This is a genomic window from Frankia sp. Hr75.2 (assembly GCF_949319125.1).
GTDB lineage: Bacteria > Actinomycetota > Actinomycetes > Frankiales > Frankiaceae > Parafrankia > Parafrankia soli.
The window spans coordinates 25,850-49,984 of sequence record NZ_CASGGV010000199.1; the positions used below are offsets into that span (position 1 = coordinate 25,850).

General features: G+C 71.5%; 21 protein-coding genes. 10 read left to right on the forward strand and 11 right to left on the reverse strand.

Features of this window, described 5'->3' with window-relative positions:
- The first annotated feature begins 18 nt into the window (after nt 1-18).
- Complete coding sequence (locus AC559T_RS14715) at nt 19-555, forward strand: FHA domain-containing protein (RefSeq protein ID WP_498869078.1); 537 nt, start codon at nt 19-21, stop codon at nt 553-555.
- Nucleotides 556-846: 291 nt separating this feature from the next.
- Here the strand turns inward: AC559T_RS14715 and AC559T_RS14720 are convergent, their stop codons facing one another.
- Together AC559T_RS14720 and AC559T_RS14725 are read right to left on the reverse strand one after the other, a co-directional pair.
- On the reverse strand, nt 847-1,260 hold the full coding sequence (locus AC559T_RS14720) for a DUF2267 domain-containing protein (RefSeq protein WP_020461522.1): 414 nt from the start codon (nt 1,258-1,260) through the stop codon (nt 847-849).
- Nucleotides 1,261-1,567: 307 nt separating this feature from the next.
- Complete coding sequence (locus tag AC559T_RS14725) at nt 1,568-2,530, reverse strand: Rieske (2Fe-2S) protein (protein WP_498869079.1); 963 nt, start codon at nt 2,528-2,530, stop codon at nt 1,568-1,570.
- A 907-nt stretch (nt 2,531-3,437) separates the two neighbouring features.
- On the opposite strand from AC559T_RS14725, the gene AC559T_RS14730 reads away from it, so the two are divergent.
- Complete coding sequence (locus AC559T_RS14730; protein WP_498869080.1) at nt 3,438-4,913, forward strand: aminotransferase class I/II-fold pyridoxal phosphate-dependent enzyme; 1,476 nt, start codon at nt 3,438-3,440, stop codon at nt 4,911-4,913.
- Nucleotides 4,914-4,994: 81 nt separating this feature from the next.
- On the opposite strand, the gene AC559T_RS14735 is transcribed toward AC559T_RS14730, so the two are convergent.
- The 9 genes from AC559T_RS14735 to gvpO form a co-directional block, all read right to left on the reverse strand.
- Nucleotides 4,995-6,020, reverse strand: coding sequence for an SRPBCC family protein (locus tag AC559T_RS14735; protein WP_498869081.1), 1,026 nt, complete (start codon nt 6,018-6,020; stop codon nt 4,995-4,997).
- Nucleotides 6,017-6,706 carry a hypothetical protein gene (locus tag AC559T_RS14740; protein ID WP_498869082.1) on the reverse strand — a complete coding sequence of 230 codons (690 nt, stop codon included), beginning with the start codon at nt 6,704-6,706 and terminating at the stop codon, nt 6,017-6,019. Before AC559T_RS14740 ends, AC559T_RS14735 begins: the two co-directional genes overlap by 4 nt.
- Entirely contained in the window at nt 6,703-7,554 is an 852-nt protein-coding gene (locus AC559T_RS14745; RefSeq protein WP_498869083.1) for a GvpL/GvpF family gas vesicle protein, read from the reverse strand. Before AC559T_RS14745 ends, AC559T_RS14740 begins: the two co-directional genes overlap by 4 nt.
- Nucleotides 7,555-7,557: 3 nt before the next feature.
- A complete protein-coding gene (locus tag AC559T_RS14750; protein ID WP_112106749.1) occupies nt 7,558-7,989 on the reverse strand; it encodes a gas vesicle structural protein GvpA in 432 nt (143 codons plus the stop codon).
- The gene (locus AC559T_RS14755) at nt 7,986-8,480 is read right to left on the reverse strand and encodes a gas vesicle protein K (RefSeq protein WP_498869084.1); all 495 of its coding nucleotides are present in this window, start codon (nt 8,478-8,480) and stop codon (nt 7,986-7,988) included. Before AC559T_RS14755 ends, AC559T_RS14750 begins: the two co-directional genes overlap by 4 nt.
- Nucleotides 8,477-8,749: a gas vesicle protein gene (locus AC559T_RS14760; protein ID WP_498869085.1), complete on the reverse strand. Its 273-nt coding sequence runs from the start codon at nt 8,747-8,749 to the stop codon at nt 8,477-8,479. The genes AC559T_RS14755 and AC559T_RS14760 overlap by 4 nt, the downstream gene beginning before the upstream one ends.
- Complete coding sequence (locus tag AC559T_RS14765; RefSeq protein WP_498869086.1) at nt 8,742-10,088, reverse strand: GvpL/GvpF family gas vesicle protein; 1,347 nt, start codon at nt 10,086-10,088, stop codon at nt 8,742-8,744. The genes AC559T_RS14760 and AC559T_RS14765 overlap by 8 nt, the downstream gene beginning before the upstream one ends.
- Nucleotides 10,063-10,587, reverse strand: a complete 525-nt coding sequence (gene gvpJ, locus AC559T_RS14770) for a gas vesicle protein GvpJ (protein WP_368954967.1) — start codon at nt 10,585-10,587, stop codon at nt 10,063-10,065. Before gvpJ ends, AC559T_RS14765 begins: the two co-directional genes overlap by 26 nt.
- 70 nt (nt 10,588-10,657) lie before the next feature.
- The gene (gene gvpO, locus AC559T_RS14775) at nt 10,658-10,963 is read right to left on the reverse strand and encodes a gas vesicle protein GvpO (RefSeq protein ID WP_083391058.1); all 306 of its coding nucleotides are present in this window, start codon (nt 10,961-10,963) and stop codon (nt 10,658-10,660) included.
- 381 nt (nt 10,964-11,344) lie between these two features.
- Between gvpO and AC559T_RS14780 the strand changes: the two genes are divergently transcribed.
- The 8 genes from AC559T_RS14780 to AC559T_RS14815 all read left to right on the forward strand — a co-directional run bounded on the left by AC559T_RS14780 (nt 11,345) and on the right by AC559T_RS14815 (nt 24,085).
- Nucleotides 11,345-12,268, forward strand: a complete 924-nt coding sequence (locus AC559T_RS14780) for a PfkB family carbohydrate kinase (protein ID WP_498869087.1) — start codon at nt 11,345-11,347, stop codon at nt 12,266-12,268.
- Complete coding sequence (surE, locus tag AC559T_RS14785; RefSeq protein ID WP_071064231.1) at nt 12,268-13,032, forward strand: 5'/3'-nucleotidase SurE; 765 nt, start codon at nt 12,268-12,270, stop codon at nt 13,030-13,032. The genes AC559T_RS14780 and surE overlap by 1 nt, the downstream gene beginning before the upstream one ends.
- Before the next feature lie 1,053 nt (nt 13,033-14,085).
- Complete coding sequence (locus AC559T_RS14790) at nt 14,086-14,670, forward strand: SixA phosphatase family protein (protein WP_083391056.1); 585 nt, start codon at nt 14,086-14,088, stop codon at nt 14,668-14,670.
- 107 nt (nt 14,671-14,777) lie between these two features.
- On the forward strand, nt 14,778-16,766 hold the full coding sequence (locus tag AC559T_RS14795) for a pyruvate kinase (RefSeq protein WP_498869088.1): 1,989 nt from the start codon (nt 14,778-14,780) through the stop codon (nt 16,764-16,766).
- A gap of 173 nt (nt 16,767-16,939) precedes the next feature.
- Nucleotides 16,940-17,941: a TIGR03885 family FMN-dependent LLM class oxidoreductase gene (locus tag AC559T_RS14800; protein WP_498869089.1), complete on the forward strand. Its 1,002-nt coding sequence runs from the start codon at nt 16,940-16,942 to the stop codon at nt 17,939-17,941.
- Nucleotides 17,938-19,653, forward strand: a complete 1,716-nt coding sequence (locus tag AC559T_RS14805) for an alpha-amylase family protein (protein WP_498869090.1) — start codon at nt 17,938-17,940, stop codon at nt 19,651-19,653. The genes AC559T_RS14800 and AC559T_RS14805 overlap by 4 nt, the downstream gene beginning before the upstream one ends.
- Before the next feature lie 94 nt (nt 19,654-19,747).
- Nucleotides 19,748-20,437 (forward strand): DNA alkylation repair protein, encoded by a 690-nt coding sequence (locus AC559T_RS14810; RefSeq protein ID WP_071064227.1) that lies wholly within the window; start codon nt 19,748-19,750, stop codon nt 20,435-20,437.
- Between the two features lie 555 nt (nt 20,438-20,992).
- Nucleotides 20,993-24,085: an ATP-binding protein gene (locus AC559T_RS14815; protein WP_498869091.1), complete on the forward strand. Its 3,093-nt coding sequence runs from the start codon at nt 20,993-20,995 to the stop codon at nt 24,083-24,085.
- Nucleotides 24,086-24,135: the final 50 nt, after the last annotated feature.

A 24,135-nucleotide genomic window follows, 5' to 3' on the forward strand; every position in this document is an offset into this window, starting at 1 on the left:
CGAAGAAATGGGGAACCGATGAGCCCGGTACCGCTGCGTGTCCGGACGCCCTCCACCCAGATGATACTGCCCGGCGAACGACTGGCCGTCGTCGGGCGTGGGCGGGACGCGGACGTCGTCGTCGCCGACAGCCGGGTGTCGCGGCGACACGTCGAGCTCGAACCCAGTAGGGACGGGTGGACGGTGCGTGACCTCAGCACCAACGGCATGTGGTGCGACGGGCGGCGGACCGCGACCGTGCGCGTCCAGTTCGACGAGGTCCGAGTGCGGCTCGGCGCGGCCGACGGCCCGGAACTGGTGCTCGTCCCGCAACGCTCGGCGGCCAGACCACCAGCCCAGCCCGGACCGGGTCGCGACGTCGGTGACATGGCGACCGTGTTGGCCGGCGGCGGCCCGCTGGCAGCCGGGTGGCTGCGCCCGGTGGGACCCGGACCAGCCGCCGTCCCGGCCCCGGTCAAGACGGCAGCGCCACCGCGCTGGGCTCGCGCGTTCCCCACCCTGGCGTGGCTGGCGGCAGCCGCCTTCGCCGTCGGCGCACTGATCGCGCTTACCTGATCAACTCTGACAGGGCGTCAGCAGTGATCGCCGTGTGGTCTCTATGCGTAGATACGGCGTGGCGTGAAGTGGGGGCGGCCACCGCGTGATTCTCCATAGTTTGTGAGAACCAAAGAAGAAGCCGCGGGTGCAAGCGCTCCGGCTCGGCGAGGTGTTCGTCGCGATCGCAGCGGACGGAGACGTCACAGTGCGACAGCACGAGTTCGACGGGAAGCGTGCTGCGATACGCACCGCCGCGAGCACGGCAGGCCTCTCCGATTCGAGTAGCGCACAGCGGCGTGCGGTCCGTGGTCAGTAGTGGATGACCGGCTCGCGGCCCAACAGGTCGGCGTAGTCGCTGGGGAGCTGCCCAGCGACGTCCTCGAACTCGTCCGGACTGATCGACGCCTTCAGCGCCGCGACCACCGCCCGGGCATGCTGGCGGGCATGCGCCTCGTCGCAGCCCTCGCCTTCCCGCTCGGCGACGCGCCGATAGAACTCGTCGAGCCCGAACCGTTCGCCACGGCCGGCTGGCGGCAGCGCCTGGGCGAACGGCGACGGGAGCTGGGAGGCCAGGTCCTTGGTCTCCCCGCCGGACAACCGCTCGCCGAGTACCGACAGAGTCGCCCGCACGGCGGCCTCGGCGTGCTCGACGCTGTCTATCCGGGCGGTCCCGCGAACGGCGGAGACGATCTCGTCCTGCTTCAACAGCTTCACCTCTCCCATCAGCGGCCCGCTCCGAGCGGGCCTGTGGGGTGTCCCGACACCCGGATCTCGGCCTCGGTGGCGGCCATGCGCCGTCAGCTGCTCCTTCCGTCATCGCCCTCCCCGCGGCGCCGTCCGCGAAACCGTCCCGCCTTCGCGGACGGCGCAGTCCTCGCCTGCGCGCGCTGATCACCGACGACGACGGCATCGACAGCGCCGGTCTGCGAGGCGTTCCAGACCTTTGGGCAGGTGTCATCAGCATGCCGATCCGGCGGGAGGGCCGGACCGCGACGGGCGCCCGGGTCTCCCACCCGGGGGGTGTGGTTCGTCATATGTGCTGGGTCGTGCGATGCATGGCCGCGCTGGTCACCGCCTGGCCTTCGGTCGAGATCCGGAGCCGTGCTTCCGGGCTGGGTGACGGTCCGACGGGGTTGGCGCGTAGCGTCCGGACCTCCGAGCGGCGGAGTTCGACCCGCCCGCCGGTCTCGCGGACCTCGTAGACCGGCTGCGGACGGGTGGCGGGGCCCTGGACGACCTCGCCGGAGGCCAACTCGAACTGGCTTCCGTGCCAGGGGCAGCGCACGCAGCCGCCGGTGCGCTCGCCCTCGTGCAGCGGGCCTCCCCGGTGGGTACAGCGGTCACTGATCGCGACGACCTGACCGTCGACCCTGGTCAGCAGCACCGGCACCCCATCGATCTCGACCTGCCGCAGTTCCGTGGTGACCTCGCTGGCCGCCAGCACGTCCGTCCACTCGGCCGGCCCCCGCTGGAACGCGGTGGTGTCCACCCCCACCCCCAGCGCGTAGGCGAGGTGACCACCCAACCAGCCGCCGAGGCCGAGGGCGGCCGCACCCGCGAGACTGGCGGCCAGCCCACGCGCGCCGCGACGACGCTGGCGCCATGAGATCGCGTAGCTTGCGAGTCCCACCACGTTGGAAGCGGCGTGGACGAGCCCGACCCGGCGCTCGGCGCCCTTCGTGTCGAGCCAGTCCGACCACCCGGCGAGCGCGGCCGGTCCGGCCGACAGCAGGCCGAGTCCGACGAGCCGTCGCGCGGCCGGGCGGAGGGCGGCGCCACCAGTGGTGTCCAGCATCGTCGCGCTCAGCAGCGTCCCCGCCGGGACGAGGATCGCCGCGGGATGCAGCGGATGCCCGAGCTGCCGGCCGCTGAGCACATCGCGTAACCGCTCGGAGCGCAGCGCCGCCGACCAGAAGCCCGAGACTGCCTCCGCAGGGGCATCAAGCCTCTGCTCTCGCTCAAGCCGATCGAGCAGCCGTTCGGATCCGCGCATGTCGACCTCTTCTCGCACGCTTCACGACCTGGCCAGCTGCGATGCAGCAGCCGCTCGCCACCGGCATCGGCGCTTGCCGGCGAGCCGCTGGCGCCGGGTGGCGTGCAACGGACGCGTACCCGTGCCAAGGCCCGGCACACGTTCCCGTTTGCTTCCGGCGGCTTTCGAACAGACCTGGGTCAGAACGGACGCATCAGCCGTGATGCGGGAGGTGCGGCAATGGCGTCCTCCGGCATCGGGCGGGCGGTCGGTGACGAAGGCGGCGCTTGCCCACCTTCCTGACGCATGTCGTCCTGCTGGGCTGTCCTGGCGCCGGCGCGGTGGACATGACGAGACGGTGGACATGACGAGACGGCCGGGGATGGCGTTCGTCCGCCGGCGGTCTCAGCGCAGAGCTCAACCAGGGAGTCGTGCGGCTTCACGTGTGGTGGGACCGCCGGAAGCAAGGACGGCGGCTCTTTCCGGATGGTTGAACGGCCGGGTATGTCGAGGTCTCTGGCGACCTCCCGCGGCGGGTGAAGGCCGATCTGAAGCGGTTCAAGGCGTTCATCGAGAGCCGCGGCAGCGAGACCGGAGCCTGGCGCGGCCAGGTCGACCGACCTCCTTGCACATCCGGGTGACGGCGCGTCTGCGCGCGCTCGGGGAGGCCCTCTCGCGAGCCAGCGGCGCGCTCATGGTCAAGTGCGACCGCCGCGAGCACGGTCGCCGACCAGGTCCGGAAGTCTTTCGCGGTGATCTCCGGGCCGCCGGAGGCGTCGCGGGCCATGTCCCTCACGGTTCCCCGCCCGCCACGACCGAATCAGGGACCCGTGAGCCGCACCAGCCGAGTCAGGGTCGGGTGCACGCTTCGCCGTGGATCGTGCCCCCGTCACGGGGTGAACGGTCGAGTATCCGGGCAGGCTTACCGGTGAACAGAGGGTTTCGGGCCGGCGGCGAGGCGAAGCCTGAGCGCCGCCGTGCGTTTGACTGCCAGCGTCGGGGGGACGCGCCGCAACGAGCGCCCACCCAGGACAAGATTTCGGCGGACTTCAGGGTCCGCGCGGTCCTGGGAGACGACGCGTTCCGCGGTGATGTCCTCGCGACGTCCGGGCTTGACGACCGGCAGACCTCAGGTGGGTTCGTCGCGGAAGCTGAGGAGCTGATGGCGGACGCGGTCGGGGCCGAACACACTTTCTTCTCCACCTGCGGCAGTTCGCTGTCGGTCAAGGCGGCGATGCTTGCCGTGGCGGGTGGCCGAGGCGATCTCCTCGTCGGGCGTGATGCGCACAAGTCGGTGATCGCCGGGCTGATCCTGTCCGGTCTGCGGCCGCGCTGGGTGCGTCCGCGGTGGGACGCCGGGCGGCACCTGGCCCATCCACCGTCACCGGGGGATGTCGAGGCAGCTTGGGAGCGTTACCCGGACGCGGCAGGCATGCTGGTGACCAGCCCGACGCCCTGTGGCACGTGTGCCGATATCTCCGCGATCGCCGGGATCTGCCATCGTCGTGGCCGTCCACTGATCGTGGATGAGGCGTGGGGTGCCCACCTGCCCTTCCACCGCGATCTTCCCACGTGGGCGATGGACGCCGGTGCGGACGTCTGTGTGGTCAGCGTGCACAAGATGGGCGCCGGCTTCGAACAGGGATCGGTCTTCCACCTGCAGGGCGACCTCATCGACCCCCGGCATCTGCGGGCCTGCGCCGACCTGCTGGCCACGACCAGCCCCAACGTCCTGCTGTACGCGGCGATGGACGGCTGGCGCCGGCAGATGGTGGAACAGGGCTCCACCCTGCTGCGGGCCGCTCTCGATCTCGCCGACGGTTTACGTGCTCGTATCGAGCAGCTGCCGGGGCTGCACGTCATGACCGACGAGCTGTGCGGCGCTGAGGCGTCCCATGACCTGGACCGCCTTCAGATCGTCATCGACACCGCGGGGCTGGAGATCAGCGGCTATCAGGCCGCGGACTGGCTACGCCAGCACGCCCAGCTGGACATGGGGATGTGTGATCACCGGCGGGTCTGCGCACAGTTCACCTTCGCCGACGACGCCCGCAGTGGGCGGCGTCTGCTGGCCGCGCTGCGTCGGCTTGTCGACGCCGCGCCCGACCTCGAGCGCCCGACGCCGGTCGAGGTGCCGGACCCCACCGAGTTGGAGCTGGAGACGGTCGATCTGCCGCGCGACGCCTTCTTCGGTCCCACCGAAGCTGTCCCACCCGAGCTGGCGGTGGGCCGGGTCGCGGCCGAACAACTCACCCCGTACCCGCCTGGTGTCCCGGTGGTACTGCCGGGTGAGCGCATCACCGGACCGGTGCTGCGCTACCTGCTCAGCGGTGTGTCAGCGGGCATGGCCGTGCCCGACGCCGCTGACCGAGCGCTGGCCACGATCCAGGTCACTCGAACCTGACGGAAGACGTCCGCGACGATGTGGCCCTGCGCAAGAGGCCTGCCCCGGAACACGGCCGTAACGCCCGGCCACGAGGCCGCCTCAGGCTCGGACAGGCTCGTCGGCACCGGCGGGCTGGTCGGACTTCGACCCGGCCCGCACCTCGGATTCCTCGGATTCCCCGGACGTCGCCGCGCCCTGGTCGTCACTGTCCTGTGCGGCCTGCGTGGTTTCCGAGCTCCGCGCCTCCTCCCGGGTGTCGCGGGGTTCGGATCGCCGGGTTTCGCGGGGTTCGGACTGCTCTTCGTCCGGGGAGCGAACGACCTTTCCGTCCCGGATTTCGCCCCGCCAGGAGCCGGTGGCCTCCCCACTGAACATGACGAAGCGGCGGAAGTGCTTCAGATCCAGCCGGGCCCGTCGCCCACCGGCGCGCCACAGGTTGCCGGTCTTCTCCATGAACCCGCTGGGGTAGTACTCCATCGCCAGCAGCACGCGCGTCAGGTCGTCGGCGAGCGGGTGGAAGGTGACGGCGCCCTTGACCGAGCCCTTCGCTCCCTCGGATGTCCAGACGATCCGGCGGTCGGGGACCTGCTCGGTCACCTTCGCCTGCCAGCTGCGCCGGGACTTGAAGACCTTGACCCGCCAGTTCTGATCGGTCTCGCTCTTGGTCTCGACCGCCTCGACGCCTTTCATGAACTTGGCGAACTCGGGGTACTGCGTCCACTGGTCGTAGGCGACCGACACCGGGACGCCGATGTCCACCGACTCCTCGATGTTCATCGCCTTGGGTGGCCCGCTCTTCCTACCGGCCTTGCCCTTGGCCGCGCCGAAGGCCCCCTTCACCTTGTTCTTGACGTTCGACATGATCGTCCCGGCCGCCGCCTTCAGTGGAGACTGGCCCTCGGCCAGTCTTCCGGCACCCTTGGCGAGGGACGAGATCTGCCCACCGGAGTCGCTGAGACCGTTGAGTTTGTCCGTGCTGGAGGTGAGTCGCTCACCGACCCGCCCGGCCAGCCGGCTGCCGCCCGCCTTCGCCAGGTTTCCCGCCTGGTCGGCGAGCCTCTTGCTCGCTGGACTGCGCAGGAGGGCGCCGACCAGGCCGTCTGGTTGCTCCGTCGTCCGGGTCATCGCGCACCTCCACCGGTGGATCCCTGCGCCGCCCGCTCGAGTGGTTCGCGGCTGGTGTCCCGGCGCGGTCCGGCGGACCTGTCCGGGATCCGCCGCTCGGCGGCCGGCTCCGTCCCGCCCTCGTCGCTGTCGTCCTGATCGGCCGCGCGGCCCGCTTCCGTCCTGTCGCGGCCGGTGGCGTTCTGTGTTTCAGTGTGGTCCTCGTCGACCGGGCCGTTGCCGCTCGGGCCACGTTCGTCGGTGCGCTCCGAGGACGGCTGACCGCCGCCTTTGCGATCACGGAGCTTACCGGGCGTCACGGCACCGACGAGGCCTCCGACGGCGGCCTCGGCTCCCTCCCGGACAACCTTCTCCGAGTCCCGGACAACCTTCTCCGAGTCGCCCAGCGTCGCCGTCAGCCGTTCCGTGCGCTTGGTCAGGGCATCGGAGAGTCGACCGATCTGGGCCTCGTACACCGCCACCGCGGCGCGCCGGCCGGCTTCCGTGGCCGGCCCCTTGATCTGGTTGATCAGCTGTTCGCCGTCCGCGGAGTGCAACAGCCGGACCACCTGGTCGCGCACGACGTCCTTCGCGTGGTAGTTGCGACCGGAGATCCACAGCCCGAGGCCGATGGCCGCCTTGGCCTTCCTCGTCCGGCCGAGGACATAACCTCCCGCGAGTGCCAGGGCACATTTGACGTTGATCATCGAAGCTCCTCTCTCTCCCGGGCCTTGCTCGGTCGGTCGGACCCGGTTCTGTCCTCGCCCCAGCCCCATCGGCCCGACCCGCCGAAGGAGCCGCCGTCCGCGGCGGCCTCGCGGGCTTCGGTGAGTACTCGGGCGGGGAACTCGACGAAGTCGACCGCGGGTAGCGGTCCGACGTACTCGACGGTCAGGTGCGGCCGGGTCGCACGGATCCGCTCCACAGCGGCGTCGAAGTCGGCCAGTGCGTCGGCGGGGACGAGGAACGCCCAGCTGAAAGCGGGATCCTCCGGCCCCCCGTGGTGCCTGCGTGGCCGGTCCGCGTGTGCCAGCGGGCGCAGCTCGTCCAGAATCGCCCGCGCCTGTTCCGTGCGGCGCGCGACGACGAGTTCCGCGATCTGTTGCCCCAGCTGGATCCGGCCGTCCAGGTCCTCCGGGGGCGGGGCGTGGGCCAGCGAGGTGGCGGCCACCGCCTCCGCGAGCTCGGTCTGTTCCGCCTCTTCGACGTCGACATGCAGCTCGACCAGACCGTCGATCGCGTCCAGCTGCTCGGGAAGGCTGTCACGGACCGGTTCGAGTACCTCCGTCCGGACGGCGTCCTCGTCCGGCGCGACGGTTCCCAGCCGTACCGGCAGCACCGGGCCGTCGACGAGCAGCCGCTGGAGGATCTCCAGGTGTCTGACGGCCTCCTGTTCCCCGAGCTCGCCTATGTCCGCCGTCCCGCTGACGACCGCGGCGAGGGGGCCCGAACGCACCAGCCGCAGTGGCGCGGGTGGATGGCCGATGCCGAGCGCCGCGTCCGGGTCCGGGAGGGGATGGCCTGCCCGGACGATTCCGTACAGCACGACAGGCATGGCTCACCCCTCCCGGCCGCCGCGGCGCTCGGCGGGCGCGAACCGCTCGGCAGGCATCCCGCGCCCGTTCTGGTCGGAGGAGGACGATCCGCGCAGCGCCTCGGCGACGTCCTCGGCGGTCTCCCTGATCCCGCCCAGGGCTCCCTTGACGCGGTGCCGGGACGAGCTTTCGGTGACCTCGCGCATGAGCCCCGGCAGCCCTGCCACCTGTTCTTTGGGCTGGATGTCCAGCCGGTTCACGGCTTCGGCGAACCGGAGGTAGGTGTCGACGCTGGCGATCACGATGCGCGCGTCGATGGTGAGGATCTCGATGCCCACCAGGGCGACGCGCACGTAGGCGTCGATGACGATGCCCTTGTCGAGTACGACGTCGAGGACGTCGGCGAGTCCGCTCGGCCTGGGCGCCCGTCCCATGGGATAGCTGGCGACGGTCATGGTGCTGTCCTCGCCTTCTCCCGGAGGCCCGGCCTCCGGACGGTTGCCCTGGATTCACCCGCCTCCGGGACGGCTGATCTGGTTCTGGCGTTGCCCGGGCCGGCCTGTTCCTGGCGGGACATGTCCTTGTCGGTCGACTTCCCGCGGGACTCCGGTGCCGCGGCCTGCGGCCCGCGGGCGGCCCGGTCGTCGTCCGCGGCCAGGAGCTGGCCGGCACGCGCGAAGGCAGCTTCGGTCTCCTGCGCCGACAGGCCCAGCGACTCACGGACCTGTACCAGGCTGGCGCGAATCTCCAGCAGCGCGTGGCCGAGGTCGTCGATCTGCGCGGCGGTCAGCCCCCCGCCCTCCATCCGGCGGATGGCCTGTCGTTCCAGCACCTCGCGTAGCAGTTCCAGGACGACCACCACGAGCTGACCGAGCCCGCGCCCCACGTCCTGCGGGTCCGCGTCGAGCCGCAGGCGCCGGTCGTCACCGTGCCCGGCGGTCGTCATGGCCAGACCTCGCCGGTTCCCTCGAGTGCGGTCTGGACGCCCACCAGGAGCAGACGAAGATCGATCCTCAGGAGGTCCACGCCGGCGAGGGCGACGACCACGTCGCCGCTGACGACCGCGCCGGTGTCGACCAGCCTGTCCAGCAGGTCCGCGAGCGGCTGCGCCGAGTTGCGGGCGGGCCGCCCTCCCGGGCGGTCCCCCGGCCGTCGCCGAGTACCGACGCCACCGCCCCGGTACCGCGGTGTCGGGACGAATCGCTGATCAGCCACGCTCCTCACCTGGTTCGAACTCTGGATCGTCACCCGGCCGATCCCCGGTCGGGACGGAGAACCGGACGGGCGCCGTTCCCGCCGCAACGCGAGTTGTTCCCTCGCGGGTCGCTGTCGCACGGGATGCTGTCGCGCGGAGCGCTTCCGCCGGGCCCGCCTCGGCGGAACCCGACCCGCGGTCGGAGCCGCTCCCGCCGTCCCCGCCCAGTGTCAGATGGACGAAGGAGTAGGGCGGCCACGGCCCGGTCACCGCGGCGACGTACCCGGCCTCCTCCAGCGGCGGACCCAGCCGCTCCGCCGTGTCGAGGAATCCATCCTCTTCGCCGCGGTCGACGAGGTAAGCGCAGTCGAAGACCCTGTCCGGCCGGCCAGGACGGCGGGCCACGTCACGCGCGTGGACGAGCAGCTCCCGGTGCGTCCACTCGACCAGCCGGGCTGTCTCCTCGCGTCGTCGCTCCTGCTCACGCAGCTCGTCCCGGCGGGCCGAGAGGTACGCGGTGCCCGCACCCGGACGAGCGGTGTTCCCCGCGTCCGCGACGCCCGCCGCGCAGGGCGGGGCCGGCGCGGGCGTGGCCCTGGTCGACTCGTCCGCGCCGGTGGACCGGAGGACGCCGCTCGCGGGGGGTTCGGTCGGTCCCGCGGCGTCGATCCGGAATCCCCACTCGCGCGCGTCGCGGAGCGCGTCGAGGGCGCGCGGCAGCTCGGTGTCGGGATCGTCGAGGACGACGGCTGCCTCGCTCTCGCCGGGGAGGACGGTTCCGAACCGAAGCGGCAGCACGGGCGCGAGATCCTGCAGTTCCCGCAGGACCTGATCGTGGCCGCGGGCCAGGGTGGCGAGACGTCCCGTCTCCGACAGGTCCTCCTCGACGTCTCGCAGCAGCTCCGGGTCGATGGCCGAGACCACGAGCGAGACCTGGCCGCGAGTGACGGCACAGACAGTCGTTCCTTCGGCGAGGCCTGGCAGGCCCGAAACGTCGGTACCGGCGGGGACGATCCCGTAGGCGTAGAGCGCCCGGGCCCGCTCGACGCCCCCGGGCGACTGCCCGTCGCGGCTGCCTGGCCCGGGGCCGCCGTGGCCGGCTGGCACCGGGCCGTCGCGGTGGGCCTGGCGGTGCTCACTGTGCTCCCGTCGGCCCGCGCCCGCCGGCGAGGAGCACGTCGCGCTCGCCACCCCCCGCTCGCAGGCGGCTCTGGTGATCTCCCGCGCCAGGAGTCGGGCGAGTTGCCCACGCGCGACCTCGCGGGCTTCGGCCACAGCTTCGTCCAGGACGCCAGGTGCGAGCTGGACAGCCAGTTCGCCGAGGCTGCCGAAGTCAGCGTCTTCCGGGGCCACCGTCATGCCTCCGTTCCGCGTCCCGCACCCAGAACGGCCGCGGCTCGTCGCGGCGGGCGGCCACCTCCACCGGGGCTCCGGTGGACGGCTCTGCCCGGGATTCGACCGCGGCCGCCTCCCGGAACGGGAGACGCTCCCGCACCGAACTTTCGAGAACGGCGAGTCTGGAGCGCAGTTCCTCGTTCTCCTCATGGAGCGCCCGCATGGTCTCGTCGCGCAGTTCCCGCTCCTTCTCCTGCTGCAGCGATCGCGCCTCACGGCTGTAGAAGGGGTCGGTGGTCCACCAGTCCAGACCCATTTCGCGTGCGGTGTCGGCTGATGCGATGAAAAGCCGCAGTTTGAGCGTGAGCAACTCGACGTCAAGGACGCTGATGACGACGTCGCCGACGATCACGACTCCCTTGTCGAGAACTCTCTCCAGTACATCGGCGAGAGAGTCCGAGCGCGGCCCGCTCAGCGCGCGCAACCGCGGGGGACCGGCAAGAGAACCGCGATCGACCGTCATGACTCACGTTCTTCCGAATTCCGCCGTGCCGGGTCTCCGGCTTACCGATCCATATCGGCCGTGTACGCGCTCAGTCGGTGGCGCCGCGTACGAACCTCCGCAGCCGCTCATAACCCACCAGGCAGCCCCTTTCGTCGACGTCGAGCCGGTAGGTGGCGAGCACGCTGGTCGTCGACGGGATGCGCTCCAGCTCGGTGAGATCGACCAGCAACGACCATCCGGAGTCCGTCCGGCGTGCCCCGGTGACCCGCTCGGGATCCTGCCCCACGAGAGTTCCGAACTCCGCCAGTGAACGACTGACGACAGCCGCGAGTCCGTCATTTCCAGCCATCTGTCGCGTTCGCCCGCCGGCATCCGCCGAGTCGTCGCGTGGCATGACACCTACATGTGGTCTGTCGGCCGCTCCTCGGGTTCATGGCGGCGGCCGACGAAAATTCCTACGTGTGGCCGCCCTGCCCGGCGGAAGCCGCCGCAAACCCGCGGCCCACGATGAGACTTCTCTTCCGGATGCTGGCCGAATTAGCCTTGGATGGTGGTTCGGGTCTTTCCCGAGGTCTGGGTGTTTTCCTGCGCCCCGCGCCGCGAGTTCTCCTGGCCTGATCGGGCGCGGTCGGCCGACCGTGGTCGGCAGGGCGTGGTGGTCGGCAGGGCGTGTCGGGGCCCGGCCGGCGGGAACAGTCAGGGCGTGACGGCATCCGTCATGAAGCGCCCGGAACCACGGAAGATCGGCGGGGAGCGATCCCGATCACCGCGGGTTATGGTGTTCGCCCCGTCGCCGCTGCTGACGGTGACGATCGAGGCGCGCCCGGACGGGGCGAGCGACATCCACCTGCACGCCGGCGGTCAGGGGGTGTGGATCGCGCACCTGATGATGGTTCTGGACGTCGAGGCCCGGCTGTGCGCACCGTTCGGCGGGGAGACCGGCGAGGTACTCACGACCCTGTTGGGACGCAGCGGTGTCGTCGTGCGGCCGGTCGCGGTGGGTGGCGAGAACGGGGGCTATGTGCACGACCGGCGCGCGGGAGGGCGCGAGGTCGTGGCGACGGCTCCGGCACCGCCGCTGACCCGCCACGAACTCGACGGGCTGTACGACACGGCGTTGGTCGAAGGGCTTGACGCCGGTGTGGCGGTTCTCGGCGGCCCTGACGGTGAGGGCGTGCTTCCCGTCGACACCTACCGGCGGCTGACGGCGGACCTCACGGGGGCGGGTGCCCGGGTGGTGGCGGATCTGTCGGGGGAGTACCTGACGGCGGCGCTGGAGGGCGGGGTCGCGGTGCTCAAGGTCAGCCACGACGATCTCGTCCGGGACGGGCACGCCGGCTCCGACGACCCGGACGAGCTGCGGGCGGTCATGGGGGAGCTGGCCCGTTCCGGTGCCGAGACGGTGATCGTGTCTCGCGCGGAGCAGCCGGCGCTGGCGCTGGTCGGCGACCGCACGGCCGAGGTCCGCACGCCCCGGTTCACTATGCTCGACCACCGCGGCGCGGGTGACTCGATGACGGCAGGTGTCGCGGCCGCCCTGGCGCGCGGCGCGGACATGGACCAGGCGCTGCGCCTCGGGGCCGCGGCCGGTGCGCTGAACACGACCCGGCACGGGCTCGCCACCGGCGAACGGGACCTGATCGAACGCCTGGCGGCCCGGGTGGACATCTGTCCCGCCAGCGAAGACGTCACCCACTGATGCGCGCGCTGATCACCAACGACGACGGTATCGACAGCGGTGGTCTGCGCACCCTTGTCCGGACCGCGGTGGCGTGCGGTCTGGAGGTGACCGTGGCGGCGCCGGACGGCGAACGGAGCGGGAGCAGCGCATCCCTGTCCGCGCTGGAGTCGCAGGGCCGCCTGTTGATTGAGGAACGCGTGCTCGACGGCGTCCCAGGTATGACGGCTCTGTCCGTCCACGCCTCTCCCGCTCTGATCGTTTTTGTGGGTGTCCGCGGTGCTTTCGGTCCGGCGCCCGACGTCGTGCTCGCGGGCATCAACCACGGACCGAACACGGGGCAGGCCGTGCTGCACTCCGGCACGGTCGGGGCGGCTCTCACGGCGGTCACCCACGACCTGCCCGCGCTGGCCGTCTCGTGCGCCGCAGCGCAGCCCGTCCACTGGAAGTCGCCGGCGCTGGTCGCGGGCCGCGCCATCGCCTGGCTGCTGGCATACCGCGGCCCGCCGTTCGTGCTCAACGTGAATGTGCCCGACCTGCCACCCGGGCGGCTGCGCGGCGTGCGGCCCGCGGCTCTGGCTTCCTTCGGGGCGGTGCAGGCCCGGATCGGTGAGCGGGGACGCGGCTACCTCACCACCACCTTCAGCGAGACCTCGGAGGAGGCCGGTCCGGGCAGCGACGTCGCCCTGCTCCGGCAGGGCTGGGCGACGATCACAGCCCTCGAAGGGCCCACGGGGTCCGAGGCCGTCGACCTCACGCAGCTCGCCTGGGACACGGGAGCCTGAGCGTCGGAATGCCCTGGCTCCGAGACCTGTGGGTTGATGAGGTGTTCGGCGCACTGTCCCACCGCGGGTGACGGAGCCCCGCCGCCCGGCCCGGAGACCACGGGCCCACCGGCCTCGGCGGAGCGACTGACTACCGAGGCCGGGCTATCGGTGGGTCCTCCTCCGGAAAATCCTGTTCTATGCCGAGCAATATCAGCATCTGTTCTACCGGGTTTACCTGGAAGGATCCCTTTTTTCGACCTGGCGAAGCCACGGAATCTGGCTGAAACTCCTCGGGTCGCTGACTTCCCTGATGCATTTCACGAGCGTATTCCGCGTCGCGCCAGGTGTCGTGGCAGCATTGTCGAGAGTCTCGTATCCCGTGCGTCGAGACAGACGTCCGGGACGAGACAGTCTGCGTGTGGAGCTGGCGCGGGAACTCGCTGTCGGCGCAGGGCGGTCGGTCAGCGGTCCGTGGCGGCGTCGCCGAGCAGGGCATCCCAGTCCCGCAGGAAGCGGTTGAGGTCGTACCGGTCGAGCGCGGCCTGGCGGGCCCTCGCTCCGTGGGCGTGGGCGAGCTGCGGGTCCGCGACGAAGGCGCGTGCCGCGTTCCCGGTGTGCCCGGGTTGGTGGACAGCGCCCCGTCGCCGGGCGGTACCGCCTCGTAGGCCTCGTGACGGCGAGCGCGACCACCGGCATGCCCAGGTGCGTCGCCTCCAGGAGCGAGAGTCCGAGCGAGGCCCGGCGGGGCAGGTGGACGTAGACGCGGCGGCGCGCGAACTGCTCGTGCATAGCTGCCTGTGAGACGTCGTCGTAGGTCGCCAGCCGGTCAGGAGCGAGACCAGTGTGCGCGGGCAGCGCGTCGACGCCGATCCCGAAGGCGTCCACCGGCGCGGCGCCGGTGGCGAAGCGGGTCAGCAGGTCGGTGCCGGTGACCCGGCCGCGCCGCGCAGCCGGCCAACTCGTCGCGCTGACAGGGCGTGTGGGAACTGGGCGGGGGCGGTCTTGCGGTCGCATCCTGTTGTTCGGGCGTTCGTCGGATGGGCTTAACCTGACGGCGGGTAGCCGTGTGGTATGGATCTGGCGACCGTCTCCCTGGTCGGGCTCGTCGCGCTCGCCCCCGCGTGCCTTGGCCGCGGCGCTGTCGATACCGGTGGTGCGACTCATCCCCGCACCGTGGTGATCGTCCGGCATGCCTTGGCCTTGCCGAAGAACGGCTGGACGGGGGTGGACGCCGCCCGGCCGCTCACCGCGCGTGGAATCCGCCAGGCGAAGGCCTTCGCCGGCGTCGTGGTCCGTGACCTGCCGGTCCGTCGAGTGCTCACGAGCCCGGCCCTGCGCTGCGAGCAGACGGTTGCCCCGCTGGCCGTGGACCGGGCACTGCCCCTGCGCCGCTGCGCGGTGCTCGGTGTCGAGGGCTCCACGGAGAGCCTGCTGGATCTGCTCGCCTCGGACGAGGCCGAGGACAGCGTGCTGTGTACGCACGGCGAACGGATCAGAGACCTGTTCCAGGCCTGGCAGGCACGCGGGTGGCACGGCTGGCCGAGCGCGGACGGCCGTACCCGCAAGGGCGACGGGTGGCTGCTGCGTGGGCATCCGCCCCTCGGTGTGACGGTGGAGTATCTCGCCACGCCGGAACAGCGAGGTCAAGACCGATAAAGACGGGAACGGCCTCTGGTGAAGCCCACGATTAATGTGTGGTGGACGACCTGACCGCGGGGCCCGGCGGTCCCAGCAGGCGGGTGGCAAGCGGGGAGCGGCGACGGATGACTTCGGCGAATGGGACGAGGCGCGGCGACGGCAGGCAGCAGGGCGACGACGCCGGGTTGCTGTTGCTCGACGAACTGGCGGCCATCCAGGCGGATCTGTACCGGGCGGAGCGGGCGCGGCGCGCTGACCTCGAGACGGTGCACCCGCGGCATCGGGGCAGCGCCCGCAACATGCTCCACTACCTGGCGCTGCGCGGCCGCGACATTCGGGCCGTCCAGCAGGAGCTCGCGCGGCGCGGCCTTTCGTCGCTCGGGCGGTGCGAGCCGTGCGTGGCAGCCAGCCTGCACGCTGCCATGGACAGTCTGCGTGGCTCACTCGGGTCAGGTGCCGCCCTCGCTGCTGATGCTGTCGATGTCGAGCCCGGCATCCCGGGTTACGACGAGGGCTGGAACCGGATCGAGGTGAACGCAGGCGCGCTGCTGGGCCCGCCGCCACCCAAGCATGATGTGCGGATCATGGTGACGCTGCCGAGCGAGGCCGCGATTGACGCGGCCCTGGTGCGTCGCCTCGTGGCCCGCGGGATGAACGTGGCCCGGATCAACACCGCGCACGACAGCCCGCGGGAGTGGCGAGCGATGGCCGAGCACGTCCGGGCGGCCGCCCGTGATCTCGACCGGATCTGCCTGGTGTCAATGGACCTGGCCGGTCCGAAGATCCGCACCGGGCCGCTCGAGTCGGGGCCGGCGGTGGTGCGGCTGCGCCCGGTGCGGGATCTGCGGGGCGTCGTCGTCACGCCGGCCACCGCCGAACTGGTCGCCGTACGCGACGATGCCACGGGTGACGACGCCGCGGGCGCGGTCGACACGGCGGTGATGGACTCCCGCGACGGGGTCGTACGGGTACCGCTGATCGGCGCCGGCGGGTGGTTGGCCGGCGTGCGGGTGGGCGACGAACTCAGGCTGCGTGACGCCCGTTCGTCACAGCGCCGCCTGCAGGTGGTGGCGGTACACGAACGTTCCGGAACCGAGGGCCCCGACGTCGCGGCCCACCAGGGGCTGCCGACGGTCACCGTGCAGGCGTGGAAGACGACCTATCTGGAGACCGGCGTAGAACTCCGGCACGGCGAGCGCCGGTGCCAGGTGGGACCGCTGCCGCGCCAGGCGCCCTACCACCTGGTGAGCCAGGGCGATCTCCTGCGGCTCACCCGCGATCTGTCGCCACGACCGGCCCGCCCGGCCCCGACCTCTCCTGACGACCCGGCCGGCCCGCCGACGATCGGCTGTACCTTCCCGGCCGTCTTCGACGCCGCCCGCCCTCAGGACCCGATCTCCCTTGACGACGGCAAGATCTCCGGCGTCATCGAGCGGGTCGACACAGACAGCATCGACGTCCGAGTGCTGCACGCCTCGGGCCGGAGCGTGAAGCTGCGCGCGGACAAGGGCGTGAACCTGCCCGGGACCCGAGTGCCCCATGAAGGACTGACCGAGGATGATCAGGCGGCCCTGGTCGTCGCTGTCGAGATCGCCGACCTCGTCGCGATCTCGTTCGTGCGCAGCCGGGCTGACGTCGAGCAGGCGCAGGAGGCGATCCGCGCCGCCGGACGCTGGGACGACCTCGGCCTGGTCCTGAAGATCGAGACCACCGAAGGGTTCGTGAACCTGCCGGAGCTGCTGCTGGCGGCGCTGCGGGCCCCGCGGGCCGGGGTGATGATCGCCCGCGGCGACCTCGCGGTGGAGGGCGGCTACCAGCGGCTCGCCGAGCTCCAGGAGGAGATCCTCTGGCTCGCCGCCGCCGCGCACGTGCCGACCATCTGGGCGACCGAGGTCCTCGACCAGCTGGCGAAGACCGGCACACCGGCGCGCGCGGAGGTCACCGACGCGGCGATGGGCCAGCGTGCCGAATGCGTGATGCTGAACAAGGGCCCGCACATCGACGAGGCCATCACCGCACTTGACGACATCCTGCGCCGGATGGCCGGCCACCAGCAGAAGAAGACCCCGATCTTCCGCCCGTTGCGGTCCTGGATCGGCCTGACACATCTGTAGTGCCAGGCCATCCCACCCCACAGGTCGCGAACCCAGGGCGGTGCTGGTACTGCTGCCCACCAGGCGCTGATCCGGGCGGCGGCCGGGTCGAACTCCTGGCGGTGTTCAAGCCAGTTCGTCAGGTGTTCGGGCATCGGATGATTAGGAGCCACTCGACGGGCAAAAAGCGCGATGTGACTCTTTTCGGCATTCATGCGTCCCATGAGCAGATCGCGCCCGGCGAGCTGCTGCGCGCCGTCGTTCTGGCCGAGCGGTCCGGCTTCGGGGCGGCGATGTCGTCCGACCACTTCTCGCCGTGGAGCGCCCGGCAGGGCGAGTCGGGCTTCGCCTGGACCTGGCTCGGCGCGGCGATGCAGGCGACGGGTCTGCCGTTCGGCATCGTCACGGCGCCCGGCCAGCGCTACCACCCGGCGATAAGTGCCCAGGCCATCGCGACGGTCGCCGCGATGTTCCCCGGCCGGTTCTGGGCCGCGCTCGGTACGGGTGAGGCCAGCAACGAGCACATCACCGGCGATCCCTGGCCGGCGAAGCCGATCCGGGCGGCGCGGTTGCGTGAGTGCGTCGACGTGCTGCGCGCCCTGTTCGCCGGCGAGGAGGTCACCCATCACGGCCTCGTCACCGTCGACCGGGCCCGGCTGTGGACACTGCCCGCCGAGCCGCCGGCGCTCGTCGGTGCGGCCGTGTCCCCGGAGACGGCGGCCTGGTGCGCCGAATGGGCGGACGGCCTGATCACCGTCAACGGGCCGGAGGAACGGCTGCGCGCCGTCGCCGACGCCTACCGCGACGCGGGCGGACGCGGCCCCCTGCGCCTGCAGGTTCACCTCAGCTACGCTCCCGACGCCGACGAGGCGAGGCGCCTCGCCCACGACCAGTGGCGCTCCAACGTGTTCCCGCCACCGGCATGCTGGGACATCGACCACGTCGACACGTTCGACGCGGTGTCCGCGCACGTCCCGCCGGCCGTCGTCGCCGAGACCGTCAACATCTCCAGCGAACCGGGCTGGCACGCCGATCGGCTCGCCCGCTACACCGAGCTCGGCTTCGAGGAGATCTTCCTGCACCACGTCGGCCAGCAGCTCGACGAGTTCATCGAGGTGTTCGCGGGCTCGGTGCTGCCGGAACTCACGGACTCCCCCCGCGCGGCGGCGGCGCAGCGGGAAGCGGTGCGGGCGTGAGGCTGACCAGGACAGCCGACCTCTGGTGGAAGAACGCGGTCGTCTACTGCCTGGATGTCGAGACCTTCTTCGACTCCGGCGGCGACGGCTGCGGCGACTTCCAGGGGCTGGCCCAGCGCATCGACTATCTCCACGAGTTGGGCGTCACCTGCCTGTGGCTGATGCCGTTCTACCCGTCCCCCGACCGCGACGACGGCTACGACATCACCGACTTCTACGGCGTGGACCCTCGCCTGGGCACCCACGGCGACCTGGTCGAGTTCCTGCGCCTCGCCCGCGACCGGGGCATACGCGTGATCGCCGACCTGGTCGTGAACCACACCTCCGACCAGCACCCGTGGTTCCGGTCGGCGCGTTCCGACCGCGACTCGCGCTACCGCGGCTTCTACGTGTGGCGGGACGAGCCCCCCGAGGACGGCCCGTCCGACGTGGTGTTCCCGGACAAGGAGGACAGCGTCTGGCAGTACGACGAGGAAGCCGGCCAGTACTACCTGCACCGGTTCTACAAGCACCAGCCCGACCTCGACGTCGCCAATCCCGACGTGCGCGATGAGATCGCCCGGGTGATCGGTTTCTGGCTGGAACTCGGGATCTCCGGTTTCCGGGTCGACGCGGTCCCCTTCCTGCTGGAGACGGCCGGCTTGTTGGACGCCGAGGACCTGCCGAATCCCCACGACTACCTTCGTGACCTGCGGGCGTTCCTGTCCCGGCGCAGTGGCGAGGCGATCCTGCTCGGCGAGGTCAACCTGCCGTACGCGGACCTGCGAACGTTCTTCGGGGACGAGGACGGCGACGAACTGACGATGTGCTTCGACTTCCCCGGCATGCAGCAGCTCTACCTGGCCCTGGCCCGCGAGGACGCCACCCCGCTCGCCACGGCCCTGCGGGAGCGGCCGGTCGCGCCGAAGGACGGGCACTGGGCGACCTTCGTGCGCAACCACGACGAGCTGACGCTTGACAAGCTGAGCGACGACGAGCGTGAAGAGGTGTTCGCCGCGTTCGGTCCCGACCCCTCGACGCAGCTGTACGGACGCGGGCTGCGCCGGCGGCTGCCGTCGATGCTCGGCGGGGACCCGGCACGCCTCCGCCTCGTCTACAGCCTGCTGTTCTCGCTGCCCGGAACGCCGACCCTCTTCTACGGCGAGGAGATCGGCATGGGCGAGAACCTGGCCGCCGAGGGCCGCCTCGCGGTGCGCACCCCGATGCAGTGGACCGGTGGTCCCAATGGCGGGTTCTCGACCGCCGGGCCCGACCGACTGGTCGGACCCGTCGTCGAAGGCGACTTCGGGCCGGCGAATGTCAACGTCGCGGCCCAGCGGGACGACCCCGGCTCACTGTTGTCCTGGTTCACCGCGATGATCCGCGAGTACCGGCGCTGCCCGGAGTTCGCCTGGGGCACCTGCACGGTGCTCGACTGCGCCGACCTCCCGTCCGTGTTCGCGCACCGTACCGATCTCAACGGCCAGACCGTCGTCGCGGTGCACAACCTCGGCAGGGAGCCCGCCGGCATACGCCTCGCGCTCGCCGGTGTCGAGCGCGGCAACCGGCTGGTGAGACTGGCCGGAGCGGATGAGGCCGGCGGTGACCTGGTCGCCGGTGACGGCGGCGCCGTCGAGCTCGACCTGGACGGCTACGGCTTCCGCTGGCTGCGAGTTCGTCGCGGCGGGACGGATGGACAGGTGCGACCGACGGTCGGCGAGTCGGCAGCCTGACCGGGGGCGTCGGCCGAACCGGTGAGGATGGCCGCGAGCTGCTGGTCGGTCATGGCGGGCAGTATGTCGAGCCGTGGACAGGCAAGGTGACGGTGTGGTCGATGGCTGGCTGGTGGCGGAAGTGCGGGCAGCGCTCGCGGGTGCCGCCGATCCGGCGAGGGCGCCCGGCATGCAGGCGTACATGAAGTCGGACATGCCTTACCGCGGTGTGCCGAAACCTGTCCGGACGCGGGTGCTGCGCCCCGTCTTCGCCGCGCGGACGCTGACGGACCCGCTCGGCTGGACGGCGACCGCCCTCGCGCTGTGGCGGGAGGCCGCATACCGGGAGGAGCGGTACGCGGCGATCGACCTGACCGGTCACCGCGCCTATCGCGCCTACCAGCAGGCGGGGACGCTGGAGATGTACGAGGAAATGGTCGTCACCGGCGCCTGGTGGGACTACGTGGACGAGATCGCCTCCCACCGGGTCGGCCCACTGCTCGCCGCCGACCCCGCCGCGATCCGTCCCGTGGTACTGCGCTGGAGCCGCGACGGCGACCTGTGGCGGCGCCGCACGTCGATCATCTGCCAGCTTTCGTTCAAGGCAGCGACCGACCTCGACCTCCTGTACGCCTGCATCGACGCGAACCTCGACGACAGGGATTTCTTCATCCGCAAGGCGATCGGCTGGGCGCTGCGCCAGTACGCCTGGACCGACCCGGCGGAGGTCCGCCGTTTCGTCACCGCTCGCGGCGACGCCCTGTCGCCCTTGTCTCGTCGCGAGGCGCTGAAGAACATCGGCTGATCCGTCTCGTACCTGCGCCGCCGGTGCCACGGGCGGGCGACGACGAGCCACACGGGCTCGAAGCGGATCGACGTGCCCCACCACAGCAGCGGGGTGAGCAGCAGCCACCCGGCCGCCGCGATCCCCGCCCCGGCGTTCGCCGACAGGTCCAAGAACAGCGGACACCGCCTCCTCGACGACGAAACTGTGCAGGCCGGCCGGCGGTTCCGCGGAACCGCCCGGGCCGGAGCTCGCGCTGCCGACGAATGCGGCACATGCCGCCCACCGACCGGTGTGGCGATCGACGCATGTCACGGCTCCCGACTGTCCGGTCACGGCGCGGGTTATTGTTCATTTTCGGGGTGTCCGGCGACGTCGGACACCCCGAGATCACCTCGGGTGGGGGGCTGGGTGAGCGGTGGACCGGATCCGCGGCCGGAGTTCGCGGAGCGGCTGCGGACACTGCGGGACGCCGCGGGCCTGTCGATCCGTGACTTGGTGGCCGCCAGTGCGAAGACCCCGCGGCGGCGGCCCGGGGTACCTCCGTTGCGTCTGAAGCGCAGCACCATCGACGGAATGATCAGCAGAAGCCGGCCGGTGCGTCCCGCGCAGGATCACGTCGAGGTGTTCGTCGACACCTGTATCCGGATCGCTGAGGAGTCTGGCAGGCCGCTGCCTGACGATCTGCGGGACAGGCAGGCATGGGAAGACGCCTACCACAATCTATTGATACGGATGGCCGGCCTGCGCAGCGTCAACCGCTCGGCCACGGAGGCGGCCAGACGGTTGAGACGGGTCGAACCGGCGTCCGCCGCCCCGCCGGCCGCCGCGGCACCGGCCGCCCGGCTGGTGAATGGCGGCCGGGCGCTGTTCGTGGGGCGGCCGGACGCGTTGAGTCAACTACGCCGCGCGGTCGCCGAGGTTCAGGGTGGGCGGCCGCGGGTCGCACTGCTCGAGGGGCCGGCGGGAATCGGTAAGACGGCGCTGGTCCGCCATCTCCTCGGCGACACGGACGTGGGATGCGTGCTGTGGGCGAGCGGCGAGGATGACGAGACGGGACTCAGTTTCGGGGTGCTCGACCAGCTGACGGCCGAAGCGGCCAGGGTCGTCGGGCCGGATCCGGTTTTCCCGGGCGGGCCGGCGGCCGCCGGCCGGGTCCCGTCGCCCGACCCGCTGGTCGCCGGCGAGGCTCTGGTCGACCTGCTCGGCGAGTTGCAGCGCTCCGGTCCGGTCGTGCTGGTCGTCGACGACGCGCACTGGGCCGACCGGCCGTCCCTGCAGGCGCTGACGTTCGCGCTGCGGCGGCTGCGGGCCGACCGGGTTTTCGCCGTGCTGATGGTCCGGGATCTGGTGGACGCGCAGCTGCCGGACGGGCTCCGCCGGCTGCTGATGGACGAGCGGACTGTCCGGATCCTGCTCGAAGGGTTGGACGACACCGAGCTGCGGGCCCTGAGCTCCGCGCACGCCACCGGGCCGCTGTCCTGGCGGGCGTGCGTCCGCCTGCGGGCCCACACGGGGGGCAATCCGCTGCACGCCCGTGCGCTGCTCGAACAGGTCCCGGCCGAGGCCTTCGACAATCTCGAGGTGCCGCTTCCGGTGCCGCGCTCGTTCGCGATGCTCGTCGTGGCGAGGCTCGCGGCGGCACCGGTCCAGGGCCGGGAGCTGGCGACCGCCGCCAGCGTTCTCGGCGCGCATCCCACGTTGTCCCAGGCCGCGGCGGTCGGCGGGCTGGACGAGCCGCTGCGTGCTCTGGAGCAGGCGATCGAGGCGGGGCTGCTGGTGGAGCAGCCGGTCGCGCGGGGCCTTCGGTTCCCGCATCCCCTGGTGCACGCCGCCATCTACGAGCAGGCGGGACCGGCGCGGCGGGCCGAGCTGCACACCCGTGCGGCGGCTCTCGCGGAAGAGGAGGCCCTGCGGCTGCACCACCTGGCCCGTGCCGCCACCGGACCGGACGGCGCGCTGGCCACGGAGCTGGCCCGGTTGGGCCGGGAGGAGGCGACCGCGGGGGCCTGGGCCGCCGCCGCGGGCCATCTGTCCACCGCTGCGCGGCTCGCCCCGGCGCGTGCCGAGTACGAGCAGCTGATGTTGGAGGCGGCGGACTGTCAACTGCTTACGGGTGACCTGCCTGATCTCTTCGGGAAGGAGGCCGAGGTCCGCGGTTTCCGGCCGACCGCCTGGCGCGACTACCTGCTGGCCCGTTTCGCCTTCCAACGCGGTGATGCGGACGAGGCCGAGACGCTGCTGCGGAACGCCTGGAAGCGCTGTGCCCCCGACAGCGGGACCGACGCCGACCCGCTGCTTGGTGCTCGGGTGGCCGGATGGCTTGCCGCTCTCTACTCGACGAAACTCCGTGGCGCCGAGTCCGCCGAGTGGGCCGGGCGGGCGCTGGAGCTGAGTTCCGGCCACGCGGCGTTCGACCTCATCGGGCAGATGCGGATGAGCGGGCTGGCAGCGAGCGGGCAGCTCGACGCGGTGCTTGAGTCGGTCGCCGACCTGCCGGACCCCGCTGTCGCCTCCGTGGCCGAGCTGGACGTGCTCGCCGGCCGGGGACAGATCTACGCCCTGGTCGACAATCTCGCCGACGCCCGCCGGGATCTCGGCGGAGTCCTGGCTGCCAGCCGGGGCCGCTCGCTGCTGTTCCGGGTACTGGTCACGACCACACTCGCTCAGGCCGAGTACCGGGCGGGGCTCTGGGACGACGCCGCGATCCACTGCGATCTCGCGCTGTCGCTGATGGCCGACTCCGACGACGGCGCGCTGGTCCCGTACTGCCACCAGATCGGCGTCCTGGTTCCCGCAGCCCGCGGCCAGTGGGAACAGGCTGAGAAACACGTCGGGACAACGCAGGTCTTCGCCGAAAGCGGGTTTCCCCACCTCATCGCGAGCGCGGCCATCGCTATGGCACACCTGGCACGGGCCCGTGGCCGGTCCGCCGAGATCGTCGCCGTCCTCGAACCACCGGTCCGGTCCGGGCTACTGGACCTCGATGCCGAGCCTGGCATATCCGGATGGCAGGACATCCTTGTCGACGCGCTGGTGGAGGTCGGCGACCTCCACCGGGCCGAGCAGGTTCTGATCCGGTTCGAGAGGGCGGCCAGGCGGCGAGGGCGCCGCTCCGCGATGGCAGCCGCTGCCCGCAACCGCGGCAACCTGGAAGCGCTCCGCGACAACCCGGGCGCGGCCGCCGCAGCCTTTCGCGCGGGCCTCGCAGAGGCAGAGCAGATCGAGCTGCCCTTTGAACGGGCGCTGCTCCGCCACTCCTACGGCAGCTTCCTACGCGGGGCAGGCCGCCCCGCGGACTCGGTCAGGCAGCTACAGGCCGCCCACGACACCTTCACCCTGTTGGATGCCCGTCCATATCTGGACCGTTGCGAGAGCGAACTGGTCGCATGCGGATGGACACCTCGGGAGGGCCGTCGCCGGGAACGGGACGCATCCCGGTTGACCACGCTGGAGCTCGCCGTCGCGAAGTTGGTCGCCGCGGGTCTCACCAACCGTCAGGTTGCCCGGGAGCTCGTCCTCAGTGAGAAGACCGTCGAACACCACCTGCGCGCCGTGTTCGGGAAGCTGCACGTGACGGCGCGGACCCAGCTGGCCAGCAGGCTCCTCGCCGCCGGCGGCGTCTCCCAGCCGGACCACGCCGATGCGGGTCTCGTCCAGCCCGACTGATCGGGCTGTTCCCTCCCGTCTGCGTTGACCCGACACCTGCCGGCCGTGGC